Source organism: Bifidobacterium catenulatum subsp. kashiwanohense JCM 15439 = DSM 21854 (genome assembly GCF_001042615.1).
GTDB classification, from domain to species: Bacteria; Actinomycetota; Actinomycetes; order Actinomycetales; family Bifidobacteriaceae; genus Bifidobacterium; species Bifidobacterium catenulatum.
This window is the reverse complement of record NZ_AP012327.1, coordinates 2,053,421-2,076,741: the sequence shown is the minus strand read 5'-3', so window position 1 is coordinate 2,076,741 and position 23,321 is coordinate 2,053,421. Positions and strand designations below refer to the sequence as shown.

At 48.4% G+C, this 23,321-nt stretch carries 16 protein-coding genes and 1 pseudogene; 9 read left to right on the top strand and 8 right to left on the bottom strand.

Annotated features, from left to right (window positions below):
- Positions 1 to 19: 19 nt before the first annotated feature.
- Positions 20 to 1,675 (top strand): DUF6020 family protein, encoded by a 1,656-nt coding sequence (locus tag BBKW_RS08825; RefSeq protein ID WP_048349546.1) that lies wholly within the window; start codon positions 20 to 22, stop codon positions 1,673 to 1,675.
- A 106-nt stretch (positions 1,676 to 1,781) separates the two neighbouring features.
- Positions 1,782 to 3,488, top strand: coding sequence for a DUF6020 family protein (locus tag BBKW_RS08820; RefSeq protein ID WP_033501482.1), 1,707 nt, complete (start codon positions 1,782 to 1,784; stop codon positions 3,486 to 3,488).
- A gap of 70 nt (positions 3,489 to 3,558) precedes the next feature.
- Here BBKW_RS08820 and BBKW_RS10335 read toward each other — a convergent pair whose 3' ends face one another.
- The 4 genes from BBKW_RS10335 to BBKW_RS08800 form a co-directional block, all read right to left on the bottom strand.
- Positions 3,559 to 6,585: a DUF4422 domain-containing protein gene (locus BBKW_RS10335; protein ID WP_033501481.1), complete on the bottom strand. Its 3,027-nt coding sequence runs from the start codon at positions 6,583 to 6,585 to the stop codon at positions 3,559 to 3,561.
- 26 nt (positions 6,586 to 6,611) lie between these two features.
- Positions 6,612 to 7,823 (bottom strand): glycosyltransferase family 2 protein, encoded by a 1,212-nt coding sequence (locus tag BBKW_RS08810; RefSeq protein ID WP_048349545.1) that lies wholly within the window; start codon positions 7,821 to 7,823, stop codon positions 6,612 to 6,614.
- A gap of 141 nt (positions 7,824 to 7,964) precedes the next feature.
- The gene (locus BBKW_RS08805) at positions 7,965 to 9,212 is read right to left on the bottom strand and encodes an ABC transporter ATP-binding protein (protein WP_033501478.1); all 1,248 of its coding nucleotides are present in this window, start codon (positions 9,210 to 9,212) and stop codon (positions 7,965 to 7,967) included.
- A 3-nt stretch (positions 9,213 to 9,215) separates the two neighbouring features.
- Complete coding sequence (locus BBKW_RS08800) at positions 9,216 to 10,049, bottom strand: ABC transporter permease (RefSeq protein WP_033501477.1); 834 nt, start codon at positions 10,047 to 10,049, stop codon at positions 9,216 to 9,218.
- 125 nt (positions 10,050 to 10,174) lie between these two features.
- Between BBKW_RS08800 and BBKW_RS08795 the strand changes: the two genes are divergently transcribed.
- Positions 10,175 to 12,061 carry a DUF4422 domain-containing protein gene (locus BBKW_RS08795; RefSeq protein ID WP_033501476.1) on the top strand — a complete coding sequence of 629 codons (1,887 nt, stop codon included), beginning with the start codon at positions 10,175 to 10,177 and terminating at the stop codon, positions 12,059 to 12,061.
- 106 nt (positions 12,062 to 12,167) lie between these two features.
- Here the strand turns inward: BBKW_RS08795 and BBKW_RS08790 are convergent.
- From BBKW_RS08790 to BBKW_RS08775, 4 genes and pseudogenes are all read right to left on the bottom strand, one after another.
- Positions 12,168 to 13,412, bottom strand: a pseudogene (locus tag BBKW_RS08790) (nucleotide sugar dehydrogenase).
- A 71-nt stretch (positions 13,413 to 13,483) separates the two neighbouring features.
- Positions 13,484 to 16,087 (bottom strand): LTA synthase family protein, encoded by a 2,604-nt coding sequence (locus BBKW_RS08785; protein ID WP_048349544.1) that lies wholly within the window; start codon positions 16,085 to 16,087, stop codon positions 13,484 to 13,486.
- A 217-nt stretch (positions 16,088 to 16,304) separates the two neighbouring features.
- Complete coding sequence (locus BBKW_RS08780; protein ID WP_228429007.1) at positions 16,305 to 16,613, bottom strand: type II toxin-antitoxin system RelE/ParE family toxin; 309 nt, start codon at positions 16,611 to 16,613, stop codon at positions 16,305 to 16,307.
- Between the two features lie 14 nt (positions 16,614 to 16,627).
- Positions 16,628 to 16,918 (bottom strand): type II toxin-antitoxin system RelB/DinJ family antitoxin, encoded by a 291-nt coding sequence (locus tag BBKW_RS08775; protein ID WP_033501474.1) that lies wholly within the window; start codon positions 16,916 to 16,918, stop codon positions 16,628 to 16,630.
- Positions 16,919 to 17,163: 245 nt separating this feature from the next.
- Between BBKW_RS08775 and BBKW_RS08770 the strand changes: the two genes are divergently transcribed.
- The 6 genes from BBKW_RS08770 (at position 17,164) to BBKW_RS08745 (ending at position 23,278) form a co-directional block, all read left to right on the top strand.
- Positions 17,164 to 17,415, top strand: a complete 252-nt coding sequence (locus BBKW_RS08770) for an AbrB/MazE/SpoVT family DNA-binding domain-containing protein (protein ID WP_048349543.1) — start codon at positions 17,164 to 17,166, stop codon at positions 17,413 to 17,415.
- Entirely contained in the window at positions 17,412 to 17,783 is a 372-nt protein-coding gene (locus BBKW_RS08765; protein ID WP_033501473.1) for a type II toxin-antitoxin system PemK/MazF family toxin, read from the top strand. The genes BBKW_RS08770 and BBKW_RS08765 overlap by 4 nt, the downstream gene beginning before the upstream one ends.
- Positions 17,784 to 17,988: 205 nt before the next feature.
- Complete coding sequence (rfbB, locus tag BBKW_RS08760; protein ID WP_193564548.1) at positions 17,989 to 19,038, top strand: dTDP-glucose 4,6-dehydratase; 1,050 nt, start codon at positions 17,989 to 17,991, stop codon at positions 19,036 to 19,038.
- A 418-nt stretch (positions 19,039 to 19,456) separates the two neighbouring features.
- The gene (locus BBKW_RS08755; RefSeq protein WP_033501472.1) at positions 19,457 to 20,692 is read left to right on the top strand and encodes an ATP-binding protein; all 1,236 of its coding nucleotides are present in this window, start codon (positions 19,457 to 19,459) and stop codon (positions 20,690 to 20,692) included.
- A gap of 296 nt (positions 20,693 to 20,988) precedes the next feature.
- Complete coding sequence (locus tag BBKW_RS08750; RefSeq protein WP_033501471.1) at positions 20,989 to 22,047, top strand: LacI family DNA-binding transcriptional regulator; 1,059 nt, start codon at positions 20,989 to 20,991, stop codon at positions 22,045 to 22,047.
- A 274-nt stretch (positions 22,048 to 22,321) separates the two neighbouring features.
- Positions 22,322 to 23,278: a nucleoside hydrolase gene (locus BBKW_RS08745; protein WP_033501470.1), complete on the top strand. Its 957-nt coding sequence runs from the start codon at positions 22,322 to 22,324 to the stop codon at positions 23,276 to 23,278.
- The last annotated feature ends 43 nt before the right edge of the window (positions 23,279 to 23,321 follow it).

Below are 23,321 nucleotides of genomic sequence, written 5' to 3'. Positions count from 1 at the left end.
AAAATTGAATGGGAGTCTCATGATTAAAAACAATCGTATAGGTCTTCGAATCGTTATTCCTGTGATACTGGGCATCATGTTTGCCTTCGGGGATGATGCGTCCAACTCCGAAGGGAAGATTCTGACTTTAAAAACCGCCTTCTTTTACAAAGCTTTACTTTTCTGCCTGCTTTTTGTGTTTCTTTTTATTGCTGTTGACTCAGCAGTGGAAAAGATGAAATGGAACGCTCTTGAGGAGAATCGCGAAGCGAGGTTTCTGAGGTATGAGTGGACAATCAGAAGTGTTCTGAAGAATGCGGTAATTATTTTTATCTGCTGGTTCCCTTATATCTTTTTTCTTTTCCCTGGAGTGTATTGGTCTGATACTTCTAAGCAATTGTTGATTCATTATGGTGTAGAAGAGTTTACTGATCATCATCCGTTTGCCTTGACATACCTGTTTGGGGCTTTTGCAGATTTTGGAGAACAAACTTTCGGAAATCCAATATTGGGACTGTACTGCCTAATCGTATTACAACTGATTACTGCGATTATGCTTCTCTCTGTGACTGTGCTGTATACGCATAAGATGGGGCTTAGCAGAAGAGCATGTCATGTGGAACTTGCTTTTTTTGCGCTGTTCCCTGTGTTCCCTGTAATGTTTTGCTCTCTTGCGAAAGACACGATTTCGGTTCTGTTTCTTATGGCTTTTTGTCTTCTTTTTGTCGAAGTAATTAGGACAAAAGGCGATATTGCGACTAATCCTTGGGTCATTAGTGGGCTGTTTCTTTGTGGATTGCTTACGTGCTTAACGAAGAAGGCGGGGGTGTATGTTGTCGTTCCTTCGCTTGTTCTTGCTTTCTTGATGGTTCTTTCAAAAAAAGCGAAGGCAATCTTGATTTCAGTAGGGATGGCGGTAGCTGTTATCATGCTGATCTTAATTCCTAAATGTATCATGCCTGCACTTGGTGTTGAGCCTGGCGGAAAGCAAGAAAGCATTCCTTTCGCTATTCAGCAGGTCGCACACGATATCAAATACAACGGTGATGATATGACCGAAGATGAGAAGGGGTTGGTGTCTGATTTCCTGACCATCGATTATTCGAAAATAGCTGATAGCTATGATCCTCAAATTGTTGATCCAGTGAAGGGAACAAAGCTTAAGGATGAAAGCCTTTTTGGCGACTTTATCAAGCTGTGGATCAAAAAAACTGTGGAACACCCGCTTGGGCATTTCGAATCATGGATTGGCCTTGTTAAGGGTTGGTTTGGATTCCAAAACAATGATGGCTCTCCTAACTATATGGTAGTTTGCACAGAATCTGCTTGGTATTACGATCCAATAATGAAGTATGTTCCGCAATGGCCTGTTAAAGCTTCAAAGAGCGATATGGCACGCTCCATATACAACATGGAACAGAGTGTGCCTGTTGTCAACGTACTTTTTTCCAGATCTTTGTGGGCTTCTATTCTTCCATGCTTGATGCTTTTCTTTGCGCTGAGGCCAGAGAAGGGCAAGCTAGGTCGTGTGGCGTCCATGATGCCGGTAGATATGTCCTTTGTGTATTTGTTGTTGGTGCCGGTATCTGGCATGGGAGGTGAACCTACCAGATACGTTCTGCAGATGATTTGTGTTGCGCCACTTTTCTTGACTTTAATAGCTAAGAGCCGAAGTCAAGAGAACGTAGAAGAATAGTGGGCGTTGCTGGTGACGTAGAGAAATCTATGCCACCAGCAGTGTGCTTCTAATAAGTTGATTTATTTGCGTTGGACGATATTGGAGAACGCTGGAGGACACAAGGATGACTGTGGTTCAAAAGGGCATGAAGCGGCGTGTGCCACTTGTTGTTTTGGCGATGATCTGTGGTTTTCTAGCGTCGCTGGTTGACTCCATTCGTCAGAATGATCAGTTGGTTCTGGCTCCGCGCATGCTTTGGTATACGCTCATAATCGCAATCCTCTTCTTCCTTTTTGTGTTGCTTTTAGAGTGCGTGCTGGCTTGGTTGAATCGGGAGCCTGAAACGTATCGAAACGTTTCGTGTAAGTTGCGGGAGATCTTCTCTTTTAAGACATCGAAGAAACAGTTTGCGTTAATTGCGGTTGTGTTGGTGCTGTGCTGGCTTCCGTATCTGATTGTTACTTATCCGGGTGTCATCTGGTATGACACTGAGCAGCAACTGCTCCAATGGAATGGCCAGCCGAATACTTTTACTAATGGTAGTTATCTCTCTGATCACCATCCTGTTTTCGACACTATGATATTTGGTACTTTTCTGCGATTAGGAGCGTTTTTCGGCTCGGCTGATCGAGGGTTGTACCTAGGGTGCATAGTTATCGAACTGGTCACCATTGCATCTCTTGCGTCAATGATTCTTTACTGTCGTCATATTGGCGCTGGATGGCGATTCTGTTTTGCTGAAATGATTTTCTTTGCGGTATTCCCCTTTACGGCGCTGTTTTCCATGACGATGGTCAAAGATTCGTTGTTCATGCCGTTTTTTATCTGGTTTGCCATGATATTTGTTGAAGCGGTAAGAACTCAGGGAGTATTACTCAAACAGCCTCAATTTTTTACGGCGTTTTTACTGACTGCGCTTTTGATGGGGCTTACGAAAAAAACTGGCGTCTACATCGTGCTTATATGCTGTATCATCTTATTTTTTGCAGTATCTTCAATTATACGTAAGCGTGCTGTTGGTGTTTTTACTGTCGTTATATCGGTATTTATGATACTGATGCCGAAAATCGTTTTCCCTGTACTCCGTATACAGGAAGGTGGAAAACAAGAGATGCTTGCCGTTCCGTTGCAGCAATCCGCGTTACTGGTGAAGCGGCATGAAAATGATGTTTCGAGACAGGATCTAGAAGTTATCTACAAAATTCTGGGTGATGATGTAGCCGACCGGTACCAATGGTGGGCATCGGACAATGTGAAAGGTTATTCTTGGGATTCTCAGAATGATCAATATTTAGGTCAATATGCGATTGCTTGGATCCATGGGCTGGCATCTCATCCGGAAACATATGTTGAAGCGTATGTCGCTTTGCAGGAGGCTTGGCTGGGCATTCCTTCACCTACTGATTCGAATGCTGGTGATTTAGTAATGCAGACGTACGCTTTAGGAAGCGATCATTATGCGTTACCTGATTCGGTGAAATTAGGGCTATGCTTTGGTGGCTTCAAAAATGCAGTGCAGAAACTTCAGGAGACGATTAATGATCACATAGCGCGAGCTCCAATAGTGAATCTATTGTGCTCGCGTGCGGTGTGGTCGACATGGATATTCGTGTTTGTTCTCTACGAGTGTATACGTCGTAAACAGCGACATTGCTCGTGGCTGGCACCTTATGTTGTCACATTCCTGTTTCTATGGATTTCACCGGCTACCGTGACCATAGAAGGCATGAGATATCTCATACCAATGGTTATGATTGCGCCGCTCATGCTTGGAATGCTCGGGTCTGGTGAGCAAACAAACAGCGCGCAGGCAGCTGAGGATGAGCGGTAAAGCGAGAATAAATTCAAAGCCGGTGAAAGGCAGTATTAATGCTTTTCACCGGCTTTATATTTGGTGTTAATTAGCGTCGGCCTCGTGCTGTTCGTCCGATTGACTTGAGGAGTTCCCTCCGGCGCGACCCAATCGGCATGATTGGGTCGATGATTTTACGAATTGGGTTATCCTCACCCACCGCGCGAGGTGGCTTGGCTGGCGTGACAATGACAGGAGCTTTCGGTGCCGTAGCTTTTACTACACGCTTCAACAAACGCTCATAGAATGGTGTTTCACGTGCATAACGCCAGTAAATGGAAGCGAAATCGCAATCTGGATCAGTCCACGGCTTCTGGAAACCGGCATAGTGGATGATCTGCGGGTTGTTACGTGACCTCATGTAGGCGTCATAAATGTCGTTTGGTGCCTGCACAAACAGATTGCCGACACGTCCGCCGCAATCGTGAACCACATTCCACTCCCATGGCAGATACAACACTTCGCTCTCGCAATGTGCGTTAAGCACGTCCTGATCGTTATAGATGAACGCAGGATTGGACGCATACGTAAGCCACTGCCTGATGGTGTAGCGCTCGCGCATGGCCTTGGTGTTGAGCACCAGCACGCCAGCCTGGAAGTAATCGTATGGATTCTTCATCTTCAGCACGGTCTTCGCATAATTCATACGCTTACCATGCTTTACGTTCAAATTGCCAAGGAAATCGATATCGCGCACTGCGCCAAGCAGCTTGCCCTGCAAATCGATGTTGTAGAGCTTTGCGATATCACCGTTGATGATGATGTCGGAATCGAGATACAGCACCTTGTCATAGAATGGCAGGACTTTCTGAATCAGGAAACGGTAGTACGTCTCCACGCTGATATGCGCGTTGTTGGTGGAAAGCTCATATCCGGCAAGTTCGCGGTCCACGTTGGTGAATCGCAGATTCATGTTCGGGAACTGCTTGAAGAACCCGCGCATACGCTCCTGCTTATCCCAAGAGATGTTGCGCTGCAGTACGGTGACATCGTAGAAATAGCTCGGATCAGCGTTCTTCATGGCTGAGTACACGGTAGTGGTCAGCTGTGGCACGTAATTGTCATCCGCTGCGAACACCACTGGAATGATCGGCTTATCAGTGACGTCAAGCGGCTTGAGCTGCTCGGCTGGTTCCGGATTGGTGAAGTGCACGCACTGCAGCTCCTTGAACTTCCAATTGGAGCCGATGCGCTTATGGTGCATCAAATAGATGTTCAACAGGCGTTCGGAAAGGTGCCCCGGAGTGCGCAGCGCCTCCTTGCTATACATGCTGTAATCGGTGTTCCTGTCGAATTCCTCAAGAATCGGGAACATCCAAGAGCAATAGTCGAAGAAGATCTCCTTCTTCATGATGAACATGTTGCAGAAGCAGGCTTTGTTGCCCTTGAAGAAGGCGTCGGCATCCTCCTTGTAGTCCGGATACATCTTGCACAGAATTCGATAGCAGTGAAGCAGATCATCATCATGTAGCAGGGGAGCGGCCTCCCACAGTGCGCGCGGAGTGCCGTGCTCGTCAATAATCTCCGTGAGATCACCGAATGGAGTGGTGATGACGTCGTATTGGTGAACTACTCGCTCAATGTTTGTATCGTCAAGTCCATACTCTTTCGCGGCTTTGGCATCGATGTAATCATCTATGATCTCGCCATATGGGTTCTCTTTGTGGGGAGTGTCGGAGAAATCAAAATATCGGCGATAATGGCAGAAACCGTAATAATCGGCATCCACATTCTTCCAGGCCCAGTACTGGGCGGTCAATTCGCAATAGCGCGGATTACGGTCGGAGATATTCTCGCCTTCATCATCGCGGTGGCAATAAAATAGACGCATTGAGTTTCCGGATGAACCTACTTGAATCATTTGGATGGTATCGCAGGGGAAACGATTGACGTCTTTATGAGTGGATGCAAAGATTTTTACTCGATGGTTTTCTTGTCGGAAGTAAAGCTCTTGTGCCGCGTTGTATTCTTTGACGTGCCTGCTGGCAGCTTTTTCCAGTTGTAAATATCGGGCTGGTATGTTTGGTTCATCTTGGACAAGGCTTTTGGCTAGTTTGAACCAGGTGACGAAAGCCTTAGAAGAATTTGTATATCCAAGAGAGGTATAAGCTTCATCTCTGACAAAACGCATCAGTTCTACAGATGTCTCGGTATTTCCAATAACCTGAGAGACTTGTTTTGCCGCTTCAAGCTTGTCTTTTTCAGGAATTCTATCTTTCCAGTCATTCATCAGCGAAAAAATAAGCCGTTCTTTGAGACGTGCAGAGGATTTAAGGATAAGTGCTGATTGATTGTCCTCGGCGAATGCGTTTGCCGCCACCCAACACAGTTTCATCTGATTTGCGGCAGTTAAAAACTGTTGAATTGAGAGGGATTTATCCGTTGTGACGCCTCTGCCTATGTTGTAGATATATCCTCGGATAGTTGTATCAGAGATTTCTAAATCGGACATACTTGCAAGAACGAGAAACTCATAGCTGTCTTCGGCTCGTTCGAGGCGAGTGTCGGACATTACCGAGAATGCCCGACGGCAAATGTCTCCACGGAAGGCTTTATGCGTGACATGCCAGTCTCTTCCGTATTCGCTCGGGGAAATGAAGGTATCTTCTAATAGTTGATTTCCACCGGAGACAGAGGATGGCGAATTCGCCCAAGCCTCAAATTCTCGCGCAGAGTGGCTGTTCATGCCGTTTTGTTCTACACAGGTGAGGCCGAACCGGAAAATATCTGGATTATTCTGATTGATGGCGAAACGAACTTTAGAAAGGGTCTCTTCAGCTAAGGCGTCATCTGAATCTAGAAATAAGACATATTTGCCGGAGCTGATGGAAACCCCACTTCTTCTTGCGAGATGTAATCCTTCGTTTATTTGTTTGTCTAGAAGATGAATCCGCTGATCACGAGAAGTGTATTGTTCGATGATTTCACTGGCTTCGTCAGAACTGGCGTCATTGACCACAATGGCTTCCCAGTCCGTGAAACTTTGTTTAGTCAGGCTGTCTAGGCATTCTTGAATATAACTAGCGCTGTTGTAGCATGGAATAATAATACTGAAAAAAGGATTTTTTTCCCTCATCTTACAAGCTTTCTGGTGAAAAATGTTTATTTCTTTAAAAAAGTAAGGTGCTTTTTGAAAAAAGACATCTTATTTTCTGACTTAGAATTCCGTGTTTTCAAATCTAAAAAATGACGGATTGCTTGATTTCGGTAATCGGTATATTGCGGGGTGACGTTAGTGCCTGCTAGTTTTTCAGCAATTTCTTTCCATTGAACATAGCGTGCTTGGGGATCGAAGGAATCTCCTGCGTCCCAGTGGGAATACGCATCATCACGGGAGAGTCGCATCAGCTCAGTTGCGACTTCTAAAGGGGTAAAAGACTTTGTGGCTGTATCAATAGTTTCTATCTTGTCCTTGTCGGATAGACGAACGTACCAGTCACCGAACAACATTTCTATTAGACGATGTCTGAGTCCTCTTACGCAGGGCGACAAATCAAAAACAGTGAATTGATCCGCGTATGCCGAGGCTCTTTGTACTAGCATTCCATAGTTGGTGCATAAAGAAGCGAATTTATCTTTAGACATGGGATGGAACGTGGTAATTCCTCTGCCTAGATAGTAACGATAAGCTATAACGTTGTTGTAAAAGAGTTCAGTGCTGGCAAGACTTGCTATAACGAGCCATTCATAACTGTCCTCGCCACGGACTAAACGGTCGCTGGACATTACCTTAAAGGCTGACTTTAATAAATTCGTCCTATATAGTCGTTGCAGAACTCTCCAATCTTGACGGAACTCATCTTGAGCGGAGAAAGAGGAAGCAACAATGTCCGATCCTTGCAACGTAGGAAGAGTTCGATTGCTGAGTCGTAGAATGTCAGCGCAGACGGGATCGGGCATATCTGTCCCAAAAAGTTCCGTACCAAAATGAAGAACATCGAAACTCTGCTCGTGAGCAAGTTTGGACAGTGCGAATAAAGCGTTAGGAGCCAGCTCATCGTCTGCGTCTACAAACATCGAATATTTGCCTTGAGCGAGTTCAACTCCGCTCTTTCGTGCGAGATGGGTTCCCTCATTGCGTATCTTGTTAATAATGCGGATTCGTTCATCTTCGTCAGACATTCTGTTGGCTACAAGAAATGCATCATCTGGGCTGCCATCGATGACAATAATGGCTTCCCAGTCACGAAAGACTTGATTTTGTATGGAATGAATACACTTCCGCAGATAATCGGCATTGTTGTAGGTTGGAACAATAATTGAGAAAAAAGGTTGTGAGGCTGTTCTCATTTCTAAAGGCATCGAATTAGGCATTGTTTTCTCTCACTTGTACAGTAGGTGAAATTGTGGCGCTGTCATCGGTCTTATGGTTTATCGTCAGCTGGTTCGGGCACTACTGGCATCTTCGACTTCCTAGCGTCTGAACCAGCTTCACGGATTTTGCTGTAAAACTATTTATTCGATAGTTCCCTTACATTCGATAGCCAAAATATCGTTATTCAGCAAAGCATAGTCTCCATTTCGTGAATCGCGAATTGCGAAACGGCAAGAGTCCTCACCATTTGCAAATGCAATTGCTTTAGGCGTCTGTGGATTTTCGGGGTCGTCAATACGTAAAGAAGCGACGATCTGGAAGTCACCATTATTAAATATATTGACCGGTAGTGAGAACCTTACTTTATGATGACCAGGGTTGTGGAACTTATACAACTTGGGACCTGGATCAAAAGTTAGTCCGCCTCTTTTTGCGTCGAGTAAGGTCATTGTAAAGTAAAAATCAGTATCTTGATCAAAGTAATATTCAATATCGAAGTCGAATGAGTCATCTTTCTTGCAAACTGGGTTTGAAGCTGGAATGACTTTGAGCCACGGTTTATTACCATTGTCTTCTTCGACGTGATTATGTTCCTCGGAATTTTTCTGCTTGAAGTTTTCGAGAGTATAACGATCGGCAACATCATTCTTGTCACCACTGGCGATAATTTCGCCGTTCTTGATCAGGATGGCCTTGTTGCAGTATTTTTTAACGGAATCCATGGAATGGGTGACAAGAATAACGGTCTTCGTCGGATCCTTCTTGATTTCAGCAAAGAAGTTATCACACTTACGCTGGAACGCTTCGTCGCCGACGGCCAGGACTTCATCAAGCACCAGAATATCGCCTTGGGCCTTGATGGCAACGGAGAAGGCAAGACGCACCTGCATACCGGAAGAATAGTTCTTGAGCTTCTGATCCATGAACTCTTCAAGCTCGGCGAACTCAACGATGTCATCGTACATCGCGTCGATTTCAGCGCGAGTGAAGCCCAGTAGAGCACCGTTCAGATACACATTCTCACGGCCGGTCAATTCCGGATTGAAGCCAACGCCAAGCTCGATGAATGGCACCAGCTTGCCTTCAACTGTTACAGAACCTTGTTCCGGAGTATAGATTTGTGAAATGATCTTCAACAGCGTGGACTTACCGGAACCATTACGTCCGACGATGCCGAAGAAATCACCTTGATGCACTTCGAAACTAATGTCACGTAAAACATGCTGCTCGGTGTAGCCCTTGATGCCTTTTGTCCAATTCAGGAAAGCCATCTTTAGACCGGTCGCCTGTTCCGTGGGTAGTCGGAACATTTTGGCAACATGATCAACTTTGAGCACTACCGGGCGCTCGTCAACGTTCTTTTCCTCAGCCATTGCAACCTCAGCCATGATTTAGAGCACCTCCGCGAACTTGGAGCTGTACTTACGAAATACGTGAATGCCCAGCCACAGAATGAAAACAGACAATGCATATGGCAGCAGGCAAAGCAGTTTGTTATCAACCATGCTCCATACAGTCGGCACGTATTCCGGAGAAAGCAGATTATGACGAATATCCATGATCACTTGGGTGGAAGGATTCAACATCAGGATTTTGGCAGCCCAAGAGAATTCCGGGTTATTCGCGACCATGGTAATCGGGTAGATGATAGGCGTCGCGTAGAACATGGCCTGCAATATGACTTCCCAAATATGGGCCACATCACGGAAGTACACGAACAGTGATGCGAGCAGCAGAGCCACGCCAAGACCAAGACAGTACAACTGGATGATGCTAAGCGGTACAAGCAATATGCGCCATGTGTAGTGCGCGTGGGCGAAGGAGCCGAAGCAAATTACCACTAGCAAGTTGATGCCAAGGGAAATCATGGAACCCATCGTGGTGGAAGCCACAATAATATAATTCGGGAAATGAACCTTACGCAGCAAATCACCGCGGCCAACAATAGACTGCATACCCATGCTGGTGGATTCGGAGAAGAAGCTCCACAAGCAGGTACCGCACAGCAATGAAATCGGGAAGGTCGGAGTGCCATCGGAGAACTTCAAGAACTTCACGAACACTACGTACATCACAGCGAACAGCATAAGTGGCTTCAATACGGACCACACCATACCGAGGAACGATCCTTGGTAACGCAACTGGAAATCGGTTTTCACCAGTTCCTTGAATACCACCATTGCGTAGTGGTACCTCTTTTTGAGGCTGTCAAAAAAGTTCTTCACAAGCGTCCTATCCTACTAGTGCGAAGCATTTGAGCACAAAACGTGTAGTGTGCCCTCCTTCAGCAGTACTCTCATATATTCTATTGTGGAAAGGACGTTTGTTTCAGTAAGGCGGAATATCTCACATGGCTCTCACAGGAGAACATCAGCATCTGGATATCAAAATCTTCGTGTCGGCGCACAAGCCTGCTGTTTTCCCCGAAGGAAACAGTATCCTCCCCGTACAGGTTGGAGCAGCCAAGGCTGCAAAGCGATTCGACAGCACGCTACACGATGATGAGGGTGAGAATATTTCCGACAAAAATCCTCGCTACTGCGAATTGACAGCGCAATACTGGGCTTGGAAAAATGAGGACGCCGACTACTACGGTTTCTGCCACTACCGACGCTACTTCGATTTCGCCGACACTCCGCATAAGGAAAATGACTATGGCGAGATCATCGACTCCTATATCGATAGTCAAACCATTAAAGAATACGGTATCAACGATGTGGATATCGCCAAAGCGGTAGATGGCTGGGACGTTATCACCACGCCGCTTAACGACACCCGTCGTATCGGCGGGTTTACGAATCTCAAGCAGCATTGGGGTGCGGATAGGCATCTTCGTCTCAAGGATTTGCGTCACATGTATGACATTCTGTGCGCGCGTCATCCTGATTACAAAGCGGATGCCGATGCGGTGCTGAATGGGCATACTGCAGCTTTCTGCAACATGTTTATCATGAAGAAGAACATTTTCTTCGAGTACAACGAATGGCTGTTCCCCCTGCTGGATGAGTTCGCCGAACATACTGATTTCAGCAAGATGGATGTGCAGACCACCCGCACTGTCGGGCATCTTTCCGAACGTTTGCTTAACATTTTCCTTGCGCACAAACAACGCACTGGAGCCAATTGGAAAATCAAACGACTGCAGTGCGTACATTTTCTGCATCCGGAACCGTTCACCAAGCTTGAGCCTCTGCAGGAGAATCCCGAAAGCATTATGCCCGTAGTTTTCGCAGCGGATGATAATTACGTTCCAATGCTTACTACCACGATATATTCGATGCTGAAGAACGCTTCCACAGATCGTTTTTACGATGTGATCGTATTGGAACGAAATATCTCTGATGAGAACAAGCAGATTATCGCGAAATTCCTTGCGCAATTCTCGAATGCCACCGTGCGTTTCTATGATGTGAGTCGCTATCTTGCGGGGTTCAATCTCACTACCAGCAATGCACATATCAGTGTGGAAACGTATTACCGTTTCATCATTCAGGAAGCGTTGCCTTTCTACTCAAAGCTGCTGTATCTGGATTGCGATCTTGTAGTGAATGGTGATGTTGCCGAACTGTTTGATACAGAAATGGGCGATAGCGCCATCGCCGCAGTACCAGACATCGACTTCATCGGCAATCTCAATATGAAAGATGGTATTCGCGCCGAATATGTGCACAAGCAACTGCATATGCGTGATGCCTACGGATATTTCCAAGCTGGCGTGCTGGTTATGAATTTGGATTGCATGCGTAAAATTCATACGGTCCATGAATGGCTGCAGATTGCCGCAAAACCGGGATACATCTACAACGATCAGGATATTCTCAACACTGAGTGCGAGGGACTTGTTACGTACCTCGACTATTCGTGGAACGTGATGCATAACTGTGCCGGACGTGTGGCGGGAGTGTTTGATTTCGCACCTGCAGACGTGTATAAGGCATATATGGAATCGCGTAAGGTACCAAAAGTCGTGCATTATGCCGGTTTCGACAAGCCCTGGAAGAATCCTTGGTGCGATTTTGCTCCCCTGTATTGGCAGTACGCGCAGGAAACCCCGTTTGTTGCGCAAATGTACGCCGCCATGTCTGGAGTGCAGAAGCCGGAACCTCCGGAGCATCATGATCGAGCCATTGCTGAAGACAGTCCAATCCGTAAATACGTGGACGTTTTGGCACCAACCGGTTCCAAGCAGCGCGAGCTCATGAAGATCGTGGCACGCAAAGTGCAAGGCAAGAAGTAAGCAAGTGTGAAGTTGATACGTGAACCGCGCCCCGATTGATGGACTGAAGAAATTCCGATTCGATGATTGGAAGTGCGGTTCATTTGTGAGGAGGCAGAGACTTTTATTAATCTCGTTTGAACAAATCGCGTGTGAAAACCTTGTCCGATACCTTGTTAAGGTCATCATTCTAACGATTGGCAACGATGACGGTAGACCGTTTTGTGAATGAGTCAAAATCGTGCGTCATTTCGTTGCCAAAGAAGTCGGTAGCGTCTAGTGTCGGCTCATAAATCAACACGGGGATGTCGTTTGCCTTGAACTGCTCATGACACCCTGAATCACGGACTGGCGGAAGTTGTCGGAACCGGATTTCATGGTCAAATGGTAAATACCGGCAACAGGCTCGTCAACGTCCTTGACCCTGTCAAGAATCTCGTCGGCGATAAAGTCTTTGCGAGTACGGTTAGCATTCACAATCGCCTCGATTAAATTCTGCGGAGCCTGATCGTAATTGGCGAGCAGTTGCTTGGTGTCCTTTGGCAGGCAGTAGCCGCCATATACGAAGCTTGGATTGTTGTAACCGTCGCCGATGCGCGGATCCAAGCAAACGCCGTCAAAGATTTCGTGAGTGTTCAGTCCACGGCTTTCGGCATAAGTGTCGAGCTCATTGAAATAGGCCACGCGCAGTGCAAGATATGTGTTAGCAAACAATTTGATGGCCTCGGCCTCGGTAGTGTCCACTACCAGTTCCGGAATGCCCGTGCTGCCATCATGATTGACCCGAGAACGTTCCTCAGAAGCCGCTCCCTGAGCCAGAAGATCCACAAAAGTATGTGCGGACTCTACGGAACGTGCATCATCCTGCGGAGCTCCAACAACAATACGGCTGGGATGCAAGTTGTCAAACAGAGCATGACCTTCACGAAGGAATTCCGGAGAAAACAGAATATGGTCATCGTTCAGCCGATCGCGCAACTGCTGAGTGCAGCCAACGGGAATAGTCGACTTAATAACAATCCACGCTTCCGGCGCGTACCTTCGCACTGCGGAAATCGCCGCTTCCACGCTGGAAGTATCGAAATAATTCTTCTTCTCGTCATAGTTCGTAGGCGTTGCAATCACTGCGAAATCAGCATTGGAATACGCTTCTCCCGGATCAACGGTTGCATGGAAGTCAAGAGGACGTTCTCCGGAAGTGTTCTTCTCCAGAAAATCAGTGATCGTAGCATCCACAATAGGGCTTTTACCGTTGTTCAGAAGCTCAACTTTCTTCGGAACAATATGCCAAAGCATGAACCTCGTTATGTTAAGCAAGCAGCAAAGCGACAGAAAGACCTACATATCCAGTTCCAGCAACTGCAATCTTCATAGTTACCGGCTTTCGTTATTCCTGACAAACTAGCACTATTGTAGAAACAGGCGGTGATGTGGAACGCGAATCTACTGAAGCTCTACGAAATCAGTATCCTTGAGGTAGTTCCTACCGGCACTCATATCGTATTGAATGAGTTTGTAATCATGAAGTAGTGTTTTAGCCTCCTCGGAAAGATCCTTCTCATTCATACATGCACCAGCGGCATTGAGATATACCGGTTTGTCGGAACTACCTCCGGCCGCTGAAGGAACCGACATGGCAGGTATGGCCTGATGCATCTCAGTGAGAAAAGCCAGATATGGGCTCACCTTAGCGTTGAGATGTGAAGCCAGTTGTGCAGAGAAATAGTTGGACGAGGTGTATGCGGAGGAAGCATCATCAAGTTTAGTTCCAGCAGCGGAGGAAGCATTGTTGGACCAAATAAAGTAATCTGTTTCATGAAGACCAAGAATATTGTCTGAATCGGAGTATGCGGTACTGTAGATGCCAGGCAAGTGATCTCCATAGAAAACGACGGTAATAGGACGATCGATATTGTTTAAAGTATTTAGGAAATCTTGTGTTGCTTGATCTGTGTAATTAAGACCTTTCGTGTACGTCTCAATATTGAGTCGTTCATTCTCCTGAAGATTTTCGGAAGTGTCAAGTTCTTTGAACTGATTATCTGTGTAGATATCCTCATAGGGCATGTGATTCTGCATGGTTACGACTTGATAAAACTTGTTGCCATCAGAGGACTGCACTTTCTTGAGCACTTGGCTGTAGAATGATTCATCGGAAACATACCAAGCCGAATCTATAAGGCGAAGGTCTGTGAGTTCAGGTGTCCCATCTGTGGCATAGAACTTAGAGAACCCAAACTTCTTATAGTTGATATCACGAAAATACATGCCGCGGTTGTATGCATGGAAGGCCACGGAAGAATCTTCGCCGTTCTTTTCATTCCATAGCTGATTGAGGGACTGATCCCACTTTTGTCCAGGAACCAATTGCTGGTAAGCGATAGATAGGGTATCGCTGTAGTTAGCCATGGAAAGACCCGTAAGAGCCTGGTATTCGATGTTGGCGGTGCCGCCACCGTAACCGGGGGAAAGCATGAGTCCGGAAGTTGTTTCGTCCTTAATTTGACGAATATTTGGGATCGGATCTTCAGCGAAACTTACGCCCGGGATTCGTGTGGGATCCGAGAAGGTTTCCGAAAGTACCATGATTACAGTGCTATCAGTCAGATTAGTTGTTCTAGACTGATTGATGGAGTCGGCTTCCTTGGAATATTTCTTTGCGATCTTGGTCATGGCCTCTTTGGAATAATCTTCGGGTTCATCCATGATCTTGGTGTGTGCGAGTTGAAGGAAGTTGATGGCGGGTCCGTTATTGGCTGCATCCGCTAGAGGATTCCAAGGTTGTGGATTGTCAGAAAGGTTGTGCGCAAATTCCGTAGCCCATGAATTCGCTGTTCCCAGTTCCCAGATGAAAGACACGACGAGCGTAGCGCTTAAAGCTGCGGCAAGGACACGGGTCAGCGTGCCTGCAAAATTCTTAACGCTGGCAAATGGATGTAGCCAGTGGCAAGGGATGATTGCATTCCTGCCATCAAGGAATTGCATAATGATGCAGATGGCCACAAAGTAAATAACGCCAGTTACCGCACCATCAACTAGAGTCTGACTGGATTTTGGAATAAAAGAAGTGAGTTCTCCCGCATTGCCACCAGTTATGAAGTTTAAATCGGCAGGAATAACAGGTTCGTTGCGAGACTCAATCTTAATGTGATTGGCAACGGCAAACACCGTCATAACAGTGCCGAAGATGGCTGAAGCAACCCAGAAACGATTGAGAATCAGCACCAAGGTGAGGTAAATGGCACCCAAAACTATGAAATTCAGTAATGCCTGATATTGATTGTCAATCCATGTTTGACTTACAAACTTGGTTGTACGTCCAATAACGCTTTGCAAAACCCTGGTCGTATCATCAATTTCCGAGCCTTCAGGATATTCCGGCTCGCTGTACATTCCCCACTGAAGAAAAACGACCTCAAAAGCGGTAACTAATACCAGAACAATGGCGTAGAACGAGAACGAGAAACGGTGACGTTTCTTCCACAGGCCGTGCGCCTTCTGAAAGAATTTGATGATGAGTTGAATAGCTTTGAAATTGGTGAAAGTTTGCCATGCGGTCTTTACCGCTGTAGCGGCGGTATGGATGGCGTGGCCGGTGGTTTTGGCAGCTTTTGCAATTGCATGTCCTGCGGTGGAGAGTGCTTTTGCCGTAGTGTGTACGGATTGTTTGCAGACCTCGACAGCCCGCATCAGAGGATGCTCGTTAGCTTGCGCGAGTTGAATTTCAGCAGACGGGGGGGCTGAATGGGTACTGTCGTTCGCGGCTTCGTTAATGGCTTCGTCAATGGACTTGTCGTCAGTCGTTTTTGGCAGATGGGGCGCATCGACTTTGGAAATGAAAACGCTTGCGTTATCGGAGATGGCGTGAATTGCTGATTTCTGCGTATACAGTTTTGAACCGTGGTGGCCTGAAAGGGCGGATGGAGCGCAAGCGTTGCTGTCTTTGTCATTCGCAAGAGGGCGATACGCTCCGCCCGTAATCGGCTGCTTAGTGAGTTTTACGTATGAAGGTGCACAAGCGTGACGGTCGGGCGAAAAAATAGGCATCGTCGCATCCTTCAAAAAGATAGCCCCCCTATAATTGGAGGCTCTGTACAATTAAACCGGGTACATTTTAGTGTTCAGCTGTGGACGAACGAGTGTCTCGTATATATTTCCGGTCGACCTTCCGAATCTGCCATATATAAGCCCGATATGGTGAGAAAAAGTTTTTGTTGTGCGGAAATCGATGGCTGAATCTCGTTGGGGCCTAAGATGGTCTCATCTAAAGCAACGGACCGTCAAACAGTTCGTCGTGGGATCCCATGCGAATGAATCGGATTGTCGACGCTTCCGGCCGCTCCGAGTAGATCACCAACACATCCATTTTTCCTTCGGCAAGATGGAATTCCGCATATCCTGAGTAGATTCCTCGTGGGCGATCAAGCATGTGAGGATTATATGATTCCGGAACGTGTCCGTACTCCTCAATGGCTTCGATTACATATTCGAGTTCCGTGACGATTTGAGGTTTTCGTCGTGAGATGCGTTTGAAGTCGGTCTGAAATTGTTGGTCGAATTTGATGGTAATCATGGCGTTTTGCCTGTTCAGCCGTGATTGTTGTGCAGCCAGGCGATGGCGTCTTGCGCGCTGTTGAAGGTGGCCGCGTCGTCTGGGAGGATACCGCGTTCCTTGGCTTCGGCTTCGAGCATGGCTCGCTTGGTCTGCTCGTTTGGTTCCGCGGTGCGCACGGAGGTGTCGAAAGGCAGGCGCTGCTGGTTCACGAGCTGGATGCTTGCCATGGTTACGTAAGTGTTGAAATTCATGCCTATGGCGTCGAGTGTCTGGTTGACTCGAGCTTTCAGATCGTCGTTCATGCGAATGGTAATATTGCCCATCTGAATCACCTGCCCTAATCTTGCGTGCAATTAATGTGTATTTTATGTCAAATGCACGCATGTTGCAAAGATAGAGAAAGTTGGTAAGTGGTGTCTCGCTTATGTATGGCAGATTTTGGGGTTTGTGCGGAGGCGATCGATTATCTCGCTTACGCGCGTATGGGGTCTTGCTCTATGCGTTTGTCTACAACGGACTTTGTGTATACAATGTATACAAACTCATTTTGCGTTAAGGAGGCATCGAAATGAGCGCTGCGACACTGGTGAGATGGGGAAACGGCCAAGGCGTTCGGCTGAATCGCGACGTTGTGGAGGATGCCGGAATCAAAGTGGGCGACCAGCTTGACGTGCAGGTACGGGAGGGGCGTATTATTCTAACCCCTAAGCGTATGAGGGTCATTTCGGTTCCGGATTTTGAGGCGATGTTTGCGGGATACGAGGGGCCTCGGACGCAGGAGGACGGATTCGCTGGCCAAGTCGGAAAGGAACTTCTATGAAGGACTATCGCTATGGTGACGTGGTGTGGGTGAATTTGGATTCGTCGGCTGGCCATGAACAGGGGAAACGTCGGCCTGTGGTGGTTGTTAGTAACGATGCTTACAACCGTTTCAATAATCTCACCATGGTCGTGCCGATAACCAGCAGTAGGGAATATCCTTTGCATGTCAATGTTGGTGTGATTCCGACTGAAGATGGTTCGGAAATTTATGGGTGGGCGGAAATCGAACAGCTTAAATCGCTTGACCTCGAGGCGCGATACGGCAGCGTCGTTGGAGAACTGGATGGAGAGACTCTGGATAAAATCACGGACTTGGTCCTTGTTTGTCTTATGCAGCCCACCATGCGCATCGAAAACCTTGTGTAGGTGTGAGTGAGTCTGTGGTGCGGCTTCGTTTGGGGCACCGAAACCCGCCACTGTACCCAAGGTTGGTAAGCGTCAAGAAATGACTATGAGAGCCGGACGGACTTTGGCCTTGTGACCTTAGTTGTGAGTCTAAGTTCAGCGGTGGGGGTGAAAATAGCTGCAAATTTGCCATATATAAGCCAGTTTGTGGAATCGCTTTATGGCTATGCAACCCTGCCGGTACTCTGAAATTGTGAGTAGTGAGATTTTCAAGCCGCGCAACATCATCGTGACCGGCGGATGTGGGTTTATCGGAGCCAATTTCGTGCGCTATGTGGCACATAACCATCCTGACGTGCACATAACCGTGCTCGACAAACTGACCTATGCCGGAAATCCGCAAAATATCGCCGGTCTTCCGCAATCGCAAGTCGAACTTGTGCAAGGTGATATTTGCGATACGGCATTACTGGAACGTATCGTGCCTGGTCATGACTCGATCGTGCATTTTGCGGCCGAATCGCATAACGACAATTCCATTGCCAATCCTGAACCCTTCATCACAACAAACGTGGAAGGCACGTTCCATTTGCTTGAAGCCGCCCGTAAGCATGACGTGCGATTCCACCACATCAGCACCGACGAAGTGTACGGCGACCTTGCGCTTGACGATCCATGCAAATTCACCGAAAGCACGCCGTATAAGCCGTCTAGCCCATACAGTGCGTCGAAAGCGGCATCCGACCAGCTGGTGCGCGCGTGGGTTCGCACGTACGGGCTTCGCGCCACGATCTCTAACTGTTCCAACAATTATGGGCCGTACCAGCATGTGGAAAAATTCATTCCACGGCAGATCACATCCATCATGGAAGGTGTGCGGCCGAAACTATATGGCACAGGCGAGAACGTGCGCGACTGGATTCATACGGAAGACCACTCTTCTGCGGTGTGGGAGATTCTTACGCGCGGGCGGATCGGCGAAACGTACCTGATTGGCGCAGATGGCGAAATGAACAATATTGCTGTAATGCGTATGATTCTACGGCTTATGGGATGCGCCGAAGATGCGTTCGACTGGGTGCGTGACCGTCCCGGGCATGATCGGCGTTACGCGATCGACTCTAGTAAGCTGCGTACCGAACTCGGATGGAAGCCTGTGCACACCGATTTTGAAGCCGGTTTGCAAGCGACCATCGCTTGGTATGCTGCCAACCGCGCTTGGTGGGAGCCCGCCAAAGCCGCCACCGAAGCCCGCTACCGCGCCCAAGGCCAGTAAAGCGCGTCAGACGGGAGCGTTTGTGACGGTGCGTCATGGTGGATGCGACGCAGCCTGGCAATTGGGCTCGGTAAGTGGCGATTGGGAAATAACGTGCTGCAAGTAGCCGGTTTCGTCAGGAAATGGCTGCGAGAGCCGGATGCACATTCTGGCCTAATGACCAGCTGTGAATCCAAGTCTCCCGAATCTGCTGTATATAAGCCAAATACGGTGCGAAAGTATATTTAACGGGGTCAAAGTTGTATCTTTGAACGACTTTGACCCCGTTAAATTGCTGTAAACAGGTAATAAGAGAACTTAAAGGTGATGACGGGGGTGTAAAATCTGTTGTTGAGCATGTAAAATAAGCTTTTAACGGGGCAAAGTTGTTCTTTTGGGTAATTTTATCACCGTTAAAACTGTGATGATGGAGTAAAACATGCAAATGTATCGTCGAGAGCATTATCTGGCCAAGCTTCGTCCGTTCTATGACGATGCGGGACTCATTAAGGTGGTCACAGGCATTCGCCGTTGCGGAAAATCGAGTCTGCTGTGCAGTGTCATGGATGAGCTGCGGGAACGTGGCGTTGCGGAAGGCAATATCTGCTACATCAATCTTGACCGTCGAGAATATCAAGGCGTGAACACTCCGGAAAAGCTTGATGCGGTCATTGAACATAGCCTGGGCAAGTCAGCTTCAACGCGTTACCTGTTCATCGACGAAATACAGAACGTGAAGGGGTATGAGGCCATCGTTAACGGATGGCGTGAAGAAGGCGACTGCTCGATTTTCATCACCGGATCCAATTCATACCTGCTATCCGGCGAGCTTGCCACCAAATTGACAGGCCGCTACATTGAGCTGGAAATGTTCACCCTATCGTTCAGCGAATATCTCGGCATGCGTGAGTATCTTGGACTTCCCCAAAAGCCGGAGTCGCAGATTTTCCAAGAGTATCTCACCTATGGAGGGTTTCCGAAAGCGCTGGAATATGAGGATCTTGATGCGAAAGCCATGTATATCCAAGATGTCATAGGGCAGATCTTCAACAAAGACATAGCCGCACGCAAAGTGGTGCGTCACCGCGATACCTTCCAGCGTGTGCAGGACTATCTCATCAACAACTATGCCGCTCCCACGAATCTGTCGGGGATCGTCGACTATCTGAAACATGGCGAAGGCGTGACGGTCAAACGTGAGACTCTCGCGAACTATGTCCGGCTGTTGGAGAGTGCGAAGGTCCTCTACAAATGCCCGCGATTCGATTTGCGTTCGCGCAGGTCGTTGAGAGGCGGGGAGAAGTATTATCTTGCGGATCCTGGCATACGATTCGCGCGTAACACTGATACGCGAATGAGTTACGGACCAGCCTTGGAAAATGCGCTGTACGTGCATTTGAGGTCGAAAGGCTACGAGGTAAGCGTGGGCATTATTGGTAAGCTGGAGTGCGACTTCATTGTGCGTAAGCGGGAACGGTACGCCTATGTGCAGGTGTCGATGAGTGTGCAGGATCCTAATGTTGAGGAGCGTGAATTCCGTCCGTTCACGAAGCTGGCTGACGGGTATCCGAAATACCTGTTCAGTTTGGACCCGCTGCCAATGCAACGCGACGGCGTAAGGCATCTCAACCTGATGGAGTTTCTACGCACGGACGGAGATCTCGACCTCTCATAGCGTTTTGCGAGCGCGATGGCGACCACTGCGATCACTGCGACGATGGCGATGGTTTTGCATGGTCTCGCATTGTTTTTCTGCGTGGTTGGCCGCATTGCTGGTTCCTTTCTTCTTGTGCGCCTCTCATTTTGGACAAACGTTGCGGGTATACAAAAACACTTCTGAGAAACGATTTACCGGTGGAAATAGTGCGGATTATTTTGCTATGAATGGAATTTGTTTGTGATTGCGATGCTGGGCGCGTCAGGATTTCATGGTATTTATGCTGGAGGGATAAACGTTTTAAGGGGGTTTGGATGGCGTATCGTGCGACGCTGAAGGATGTGGCTGCTGCCGCGGGGGTGTCTGTGACGACGGTTTCGCTGGTGTTGAATAATCGTCCTGCTCGCGTGTCTGAGGGGAAGCGCAAGGTCATTGCCGATGCGGCGAAGAAACTGAATTATGTGCCGAATCAGAGCGCGCGAAGCTTGGTGACCAAGCAATCCCAGTTGGTGGCGTTGATTGTGCCTGATATTGAGAACCTGTTCTTCGCGGCGCTTGCCAAGTGTGTGGAGGATGAATGCGCCGCGCAGGGGTATTCGCTGATTGTGGCCAATTCCGATGATTCGCGTGTTACTGAGCATGAGTTGTTGCAGCGTCTTCCGGCTCGTGGAGTGGACGGTGTAATGCTGATTCCGGCGCGCGAGTCCTGTGTTGGCGATGCTGCTGGGCGGTTGCGTGAGGATGTGGCGCTTGTATCGTGCCCTGTGGTGTTGATCGACCGTTTGACGCAGTGTGGTTGGTGTGATGCGGTTGGTTTTGATAATTATCTTGGTGGCCGTTTGGCTGCCCAGTATCTGTTGGAGGGCGGTCATACTCGTATTGGCATTGTCGCCGGCGATATTGCGGAGTCGAGTGCCGCGGAGCGTCGTCGTGGTTTTGTGGATGCTATCGAGCAGTCGGGAAAGCATTTTGATCCTGCGCTGTGTGTTGAGGGGGATTACCGTTTTGGTAGTGGCTATCGGGCTGCTGATCAGATTATTGATGGCGGTGCGACTGCCGTGTTCTGCTGCAATGATGTGATGGCGCTTGGTTTTCGTCAGCGTATGGCGGAGCGCGGGTTGCGCGTTACCGAGGATATGCAGGTGATTGGTTACGACAATATTCTCAAGCGATTCGGGCTTGGTTGGCGTATGACCACCGTTGAGCAGAGCGTGACTGATCTGGCTGCCGCTTGTTGGGATATGTTGCGTGGGCGGATTAATGTTGCGGTTCATGCCAAGTCCGGTGTGGATTCGGTGGCTGCTCGTCCGTGGCTTTCCGAGCCGCAGGTTGAGGTGCTTACGCCGAAATTGGTGCAGGCGGCCTGCTCGTAAACCGCCGTTTTTAGGTGCTGCAGACCGGTGAAAAACGGGTGGCGTAGATCAATATCGATATGCAGTGACATCAGTATATCCAATATTCTGTAAATGTTGGAAATAAAGGCAACACGCCGTGCGTGTGGTGTCGAATTTGCGTTATTGATAAAACGCTTTATCATAAATCTTGTCAACGCACAACACAACCGAAGAATGTGTTCGATGTATAACTGACGGCGTACCCGTATGGTGGCGGACCGTCGTCAGGCTCGTCAAGGAGGAAGGCACACACATGAAGAAGATGATTCTTGATCTTGATACCGGTGTTGATGACGCACTTGCCATTTCGTATGCCCTGGGAAGCCCGGAAGTCGAGCTGATCGGCATCACCGGTGCCTATGGCAACGTGCTCGTCGAGCAAGGTGTGCGCAACGCATTGGCCGTGACCGACCTGCTCGGCCACCCGGAAGTCAAGGTATATCAAGGCCTGCCGCACTCCAGCACCACCGACCACTTCGAAGTGCTGCCGATCTCCGCATTCATCCACGGCAACAACGGAATCGGTGACGTGGACATCCCTGATTCCAACCGTTCCGTCGAAACCGAATCCGCGGTCGACTTCATCATCGATGCGGTGAAGACCTACGGCAAGGATCTCGTCTACGTGCCGACTGGCCCGATGACCAACATCGAAGCCGCACTGAAGAAAGCACCGGAAATCAAAGACGAAATCGGCCAAATCGTGCTTATGGGCGGCGCGCTGACCGTACCCGGCAACTGCAACGCCTGCATGGAAGCCAATATTTCGCAGGATCCGGAAGCCGCCGACTACCTGTTCCGTTCCGGCGCTCCGACCACCATGATCGGCCTCGACGTAACCCTGCAAACCCTGCTCACCTACAAGGAAACCCAGCAGTGGCGTGACCTCGGCACCAAGTCCGGCAGGTTCCTGGCCGACATGACCGACTTCTACATCAAGGCCTACGAAACCACGTCCCCGCACTTGGGTGGCTGCGGACTGCACGATCCGCTCGCCGTCGGCGTGGCAGTGGACCCGACCCTCGTCACCACCCTCGACATCAATATGAAGGTCGACGTGGAAGGCCCGACCCGCGGACGTACCATCGGCGACGAAACCCGTCTGAACGATCCGGTCAAGACCATGAAGGTGGCAGTAGGCGTTGACGTGCCGCGCTTCCTGAACGAATTCATGACCCGCATCTCCGGACTCGCAACCAAAGCCGAATAAGCGTAACCGGCCAAATAATCGCATAAAACATCCTCAATATAAA

Excerpts from the sequence above, each read along its gene's own strand:
- rfbB (WP_193564548.1), top strand. The coding sequence starts at position 17,989 with ATGCAACCCTGCCGGTACTCTGAAATTGTGAGTAGTGAGATTTTCAAG.
- BBKW_RS08785 (WP_048349544.1), bottom strand. The coding sequence starts at position 16,087 with ATGCCTATTTTTTCGCCCGACCGTCACGCTTGTGCACCTTCATACGTA.
- BBKW_RS08805 (WP_033501478.1), bottom strand. The coding sequence starts at position 9,212 with ATGGCTGAGGTTGCAATGGCTGAGGAAAAGAACGTTGACGAGCGCCCG.
- BBKW_RS10335 (WP_033501481.1), bottom strand. The coding sequence starts at position 6,585 with ATGAGGGAAAAAAATCCTTTTTTCAGTATTATTATTCCATGCTACAAC.
- BBKW_RS08745 (WP_033501470.1), top strand. The coding sequence starts at position 22,322 with ATGAAGAAGATGATTCTTGATCTTGATACCGGTGTTGATGACGCACTT.
- BBKW_RS08810 (WP_048349545.1), bottom strand. The coding sequence starts at position 7,823 with ATGCCTAATTCGATGCCTTTAGAAATGAGAACAGCCTCACAACCTTTT.
- BBKW_RS08795 (WP_033501476.1), top strand. The coding sequence starts at position 10,175 with ATGGCTCTCACAGGAGAACATCAGCATCTGGATATCAAAATCTTCGTG.
- BBKW_RS08820 (WP_033501482.1), top strand. The coding sequence starts at position 1,782 with ATGACTGTGGTTCAAAAGGGCATGAAGCGGCGTGTGCCACTTGTTGTT.
- BBKW_RS08755 (WP_033501472.1), top strand. The coding sequence starts at position 19,457 with ATGCAAATGTATCGTCGAGAGCATTATCTGGCCAAGCTTCGTCCGTTC.
- BBKW_RS08750 (WP_033501471.1), top strand. The coding sequence starts at position 20,989 with ATGGCGTATCGTGCGACGCTGAAGGATGTGGCTGCTGCCGCGGGGGTG.
- BBKW_RS08775 (WP_033501474.1), bottom strand. The coding sequence starts at position 16,918 with ATGGGCAATATTACCATTCGCATGAACGACGATCTGAAAGCTCGAGTC.
- BBKW_RS08765 (WP_033501473.1), top strand. The coding sequence starts at position 17,412 with ATGAAGGACTATCGCTATGGTGACGTGGTGTGGGTGAATTTGGATTCG.
- BBKW_RS08770 (WP_048349543.1), top strand. The coding sequence starts at position 17,164 with ATGAGCGCTGCGACACTGGTGAGATGGGGAAACGGCCAAGGCGTTCGG.
- BBKW_RS08780 (WP_228429007.1), bottom strand. The coding sequence starts at position 16,613 with ATGATTACCATCAAATTCGACCAACAATTTCAGACCGACTTCAAACGC.
- BBKW_RS08825 (WP_048349546.1), top strand. The coding sequence starts at position 20 with ATGATTAAAAACAATCGTATAGGTCTTCGAATCGTTATTCCTGTGATA.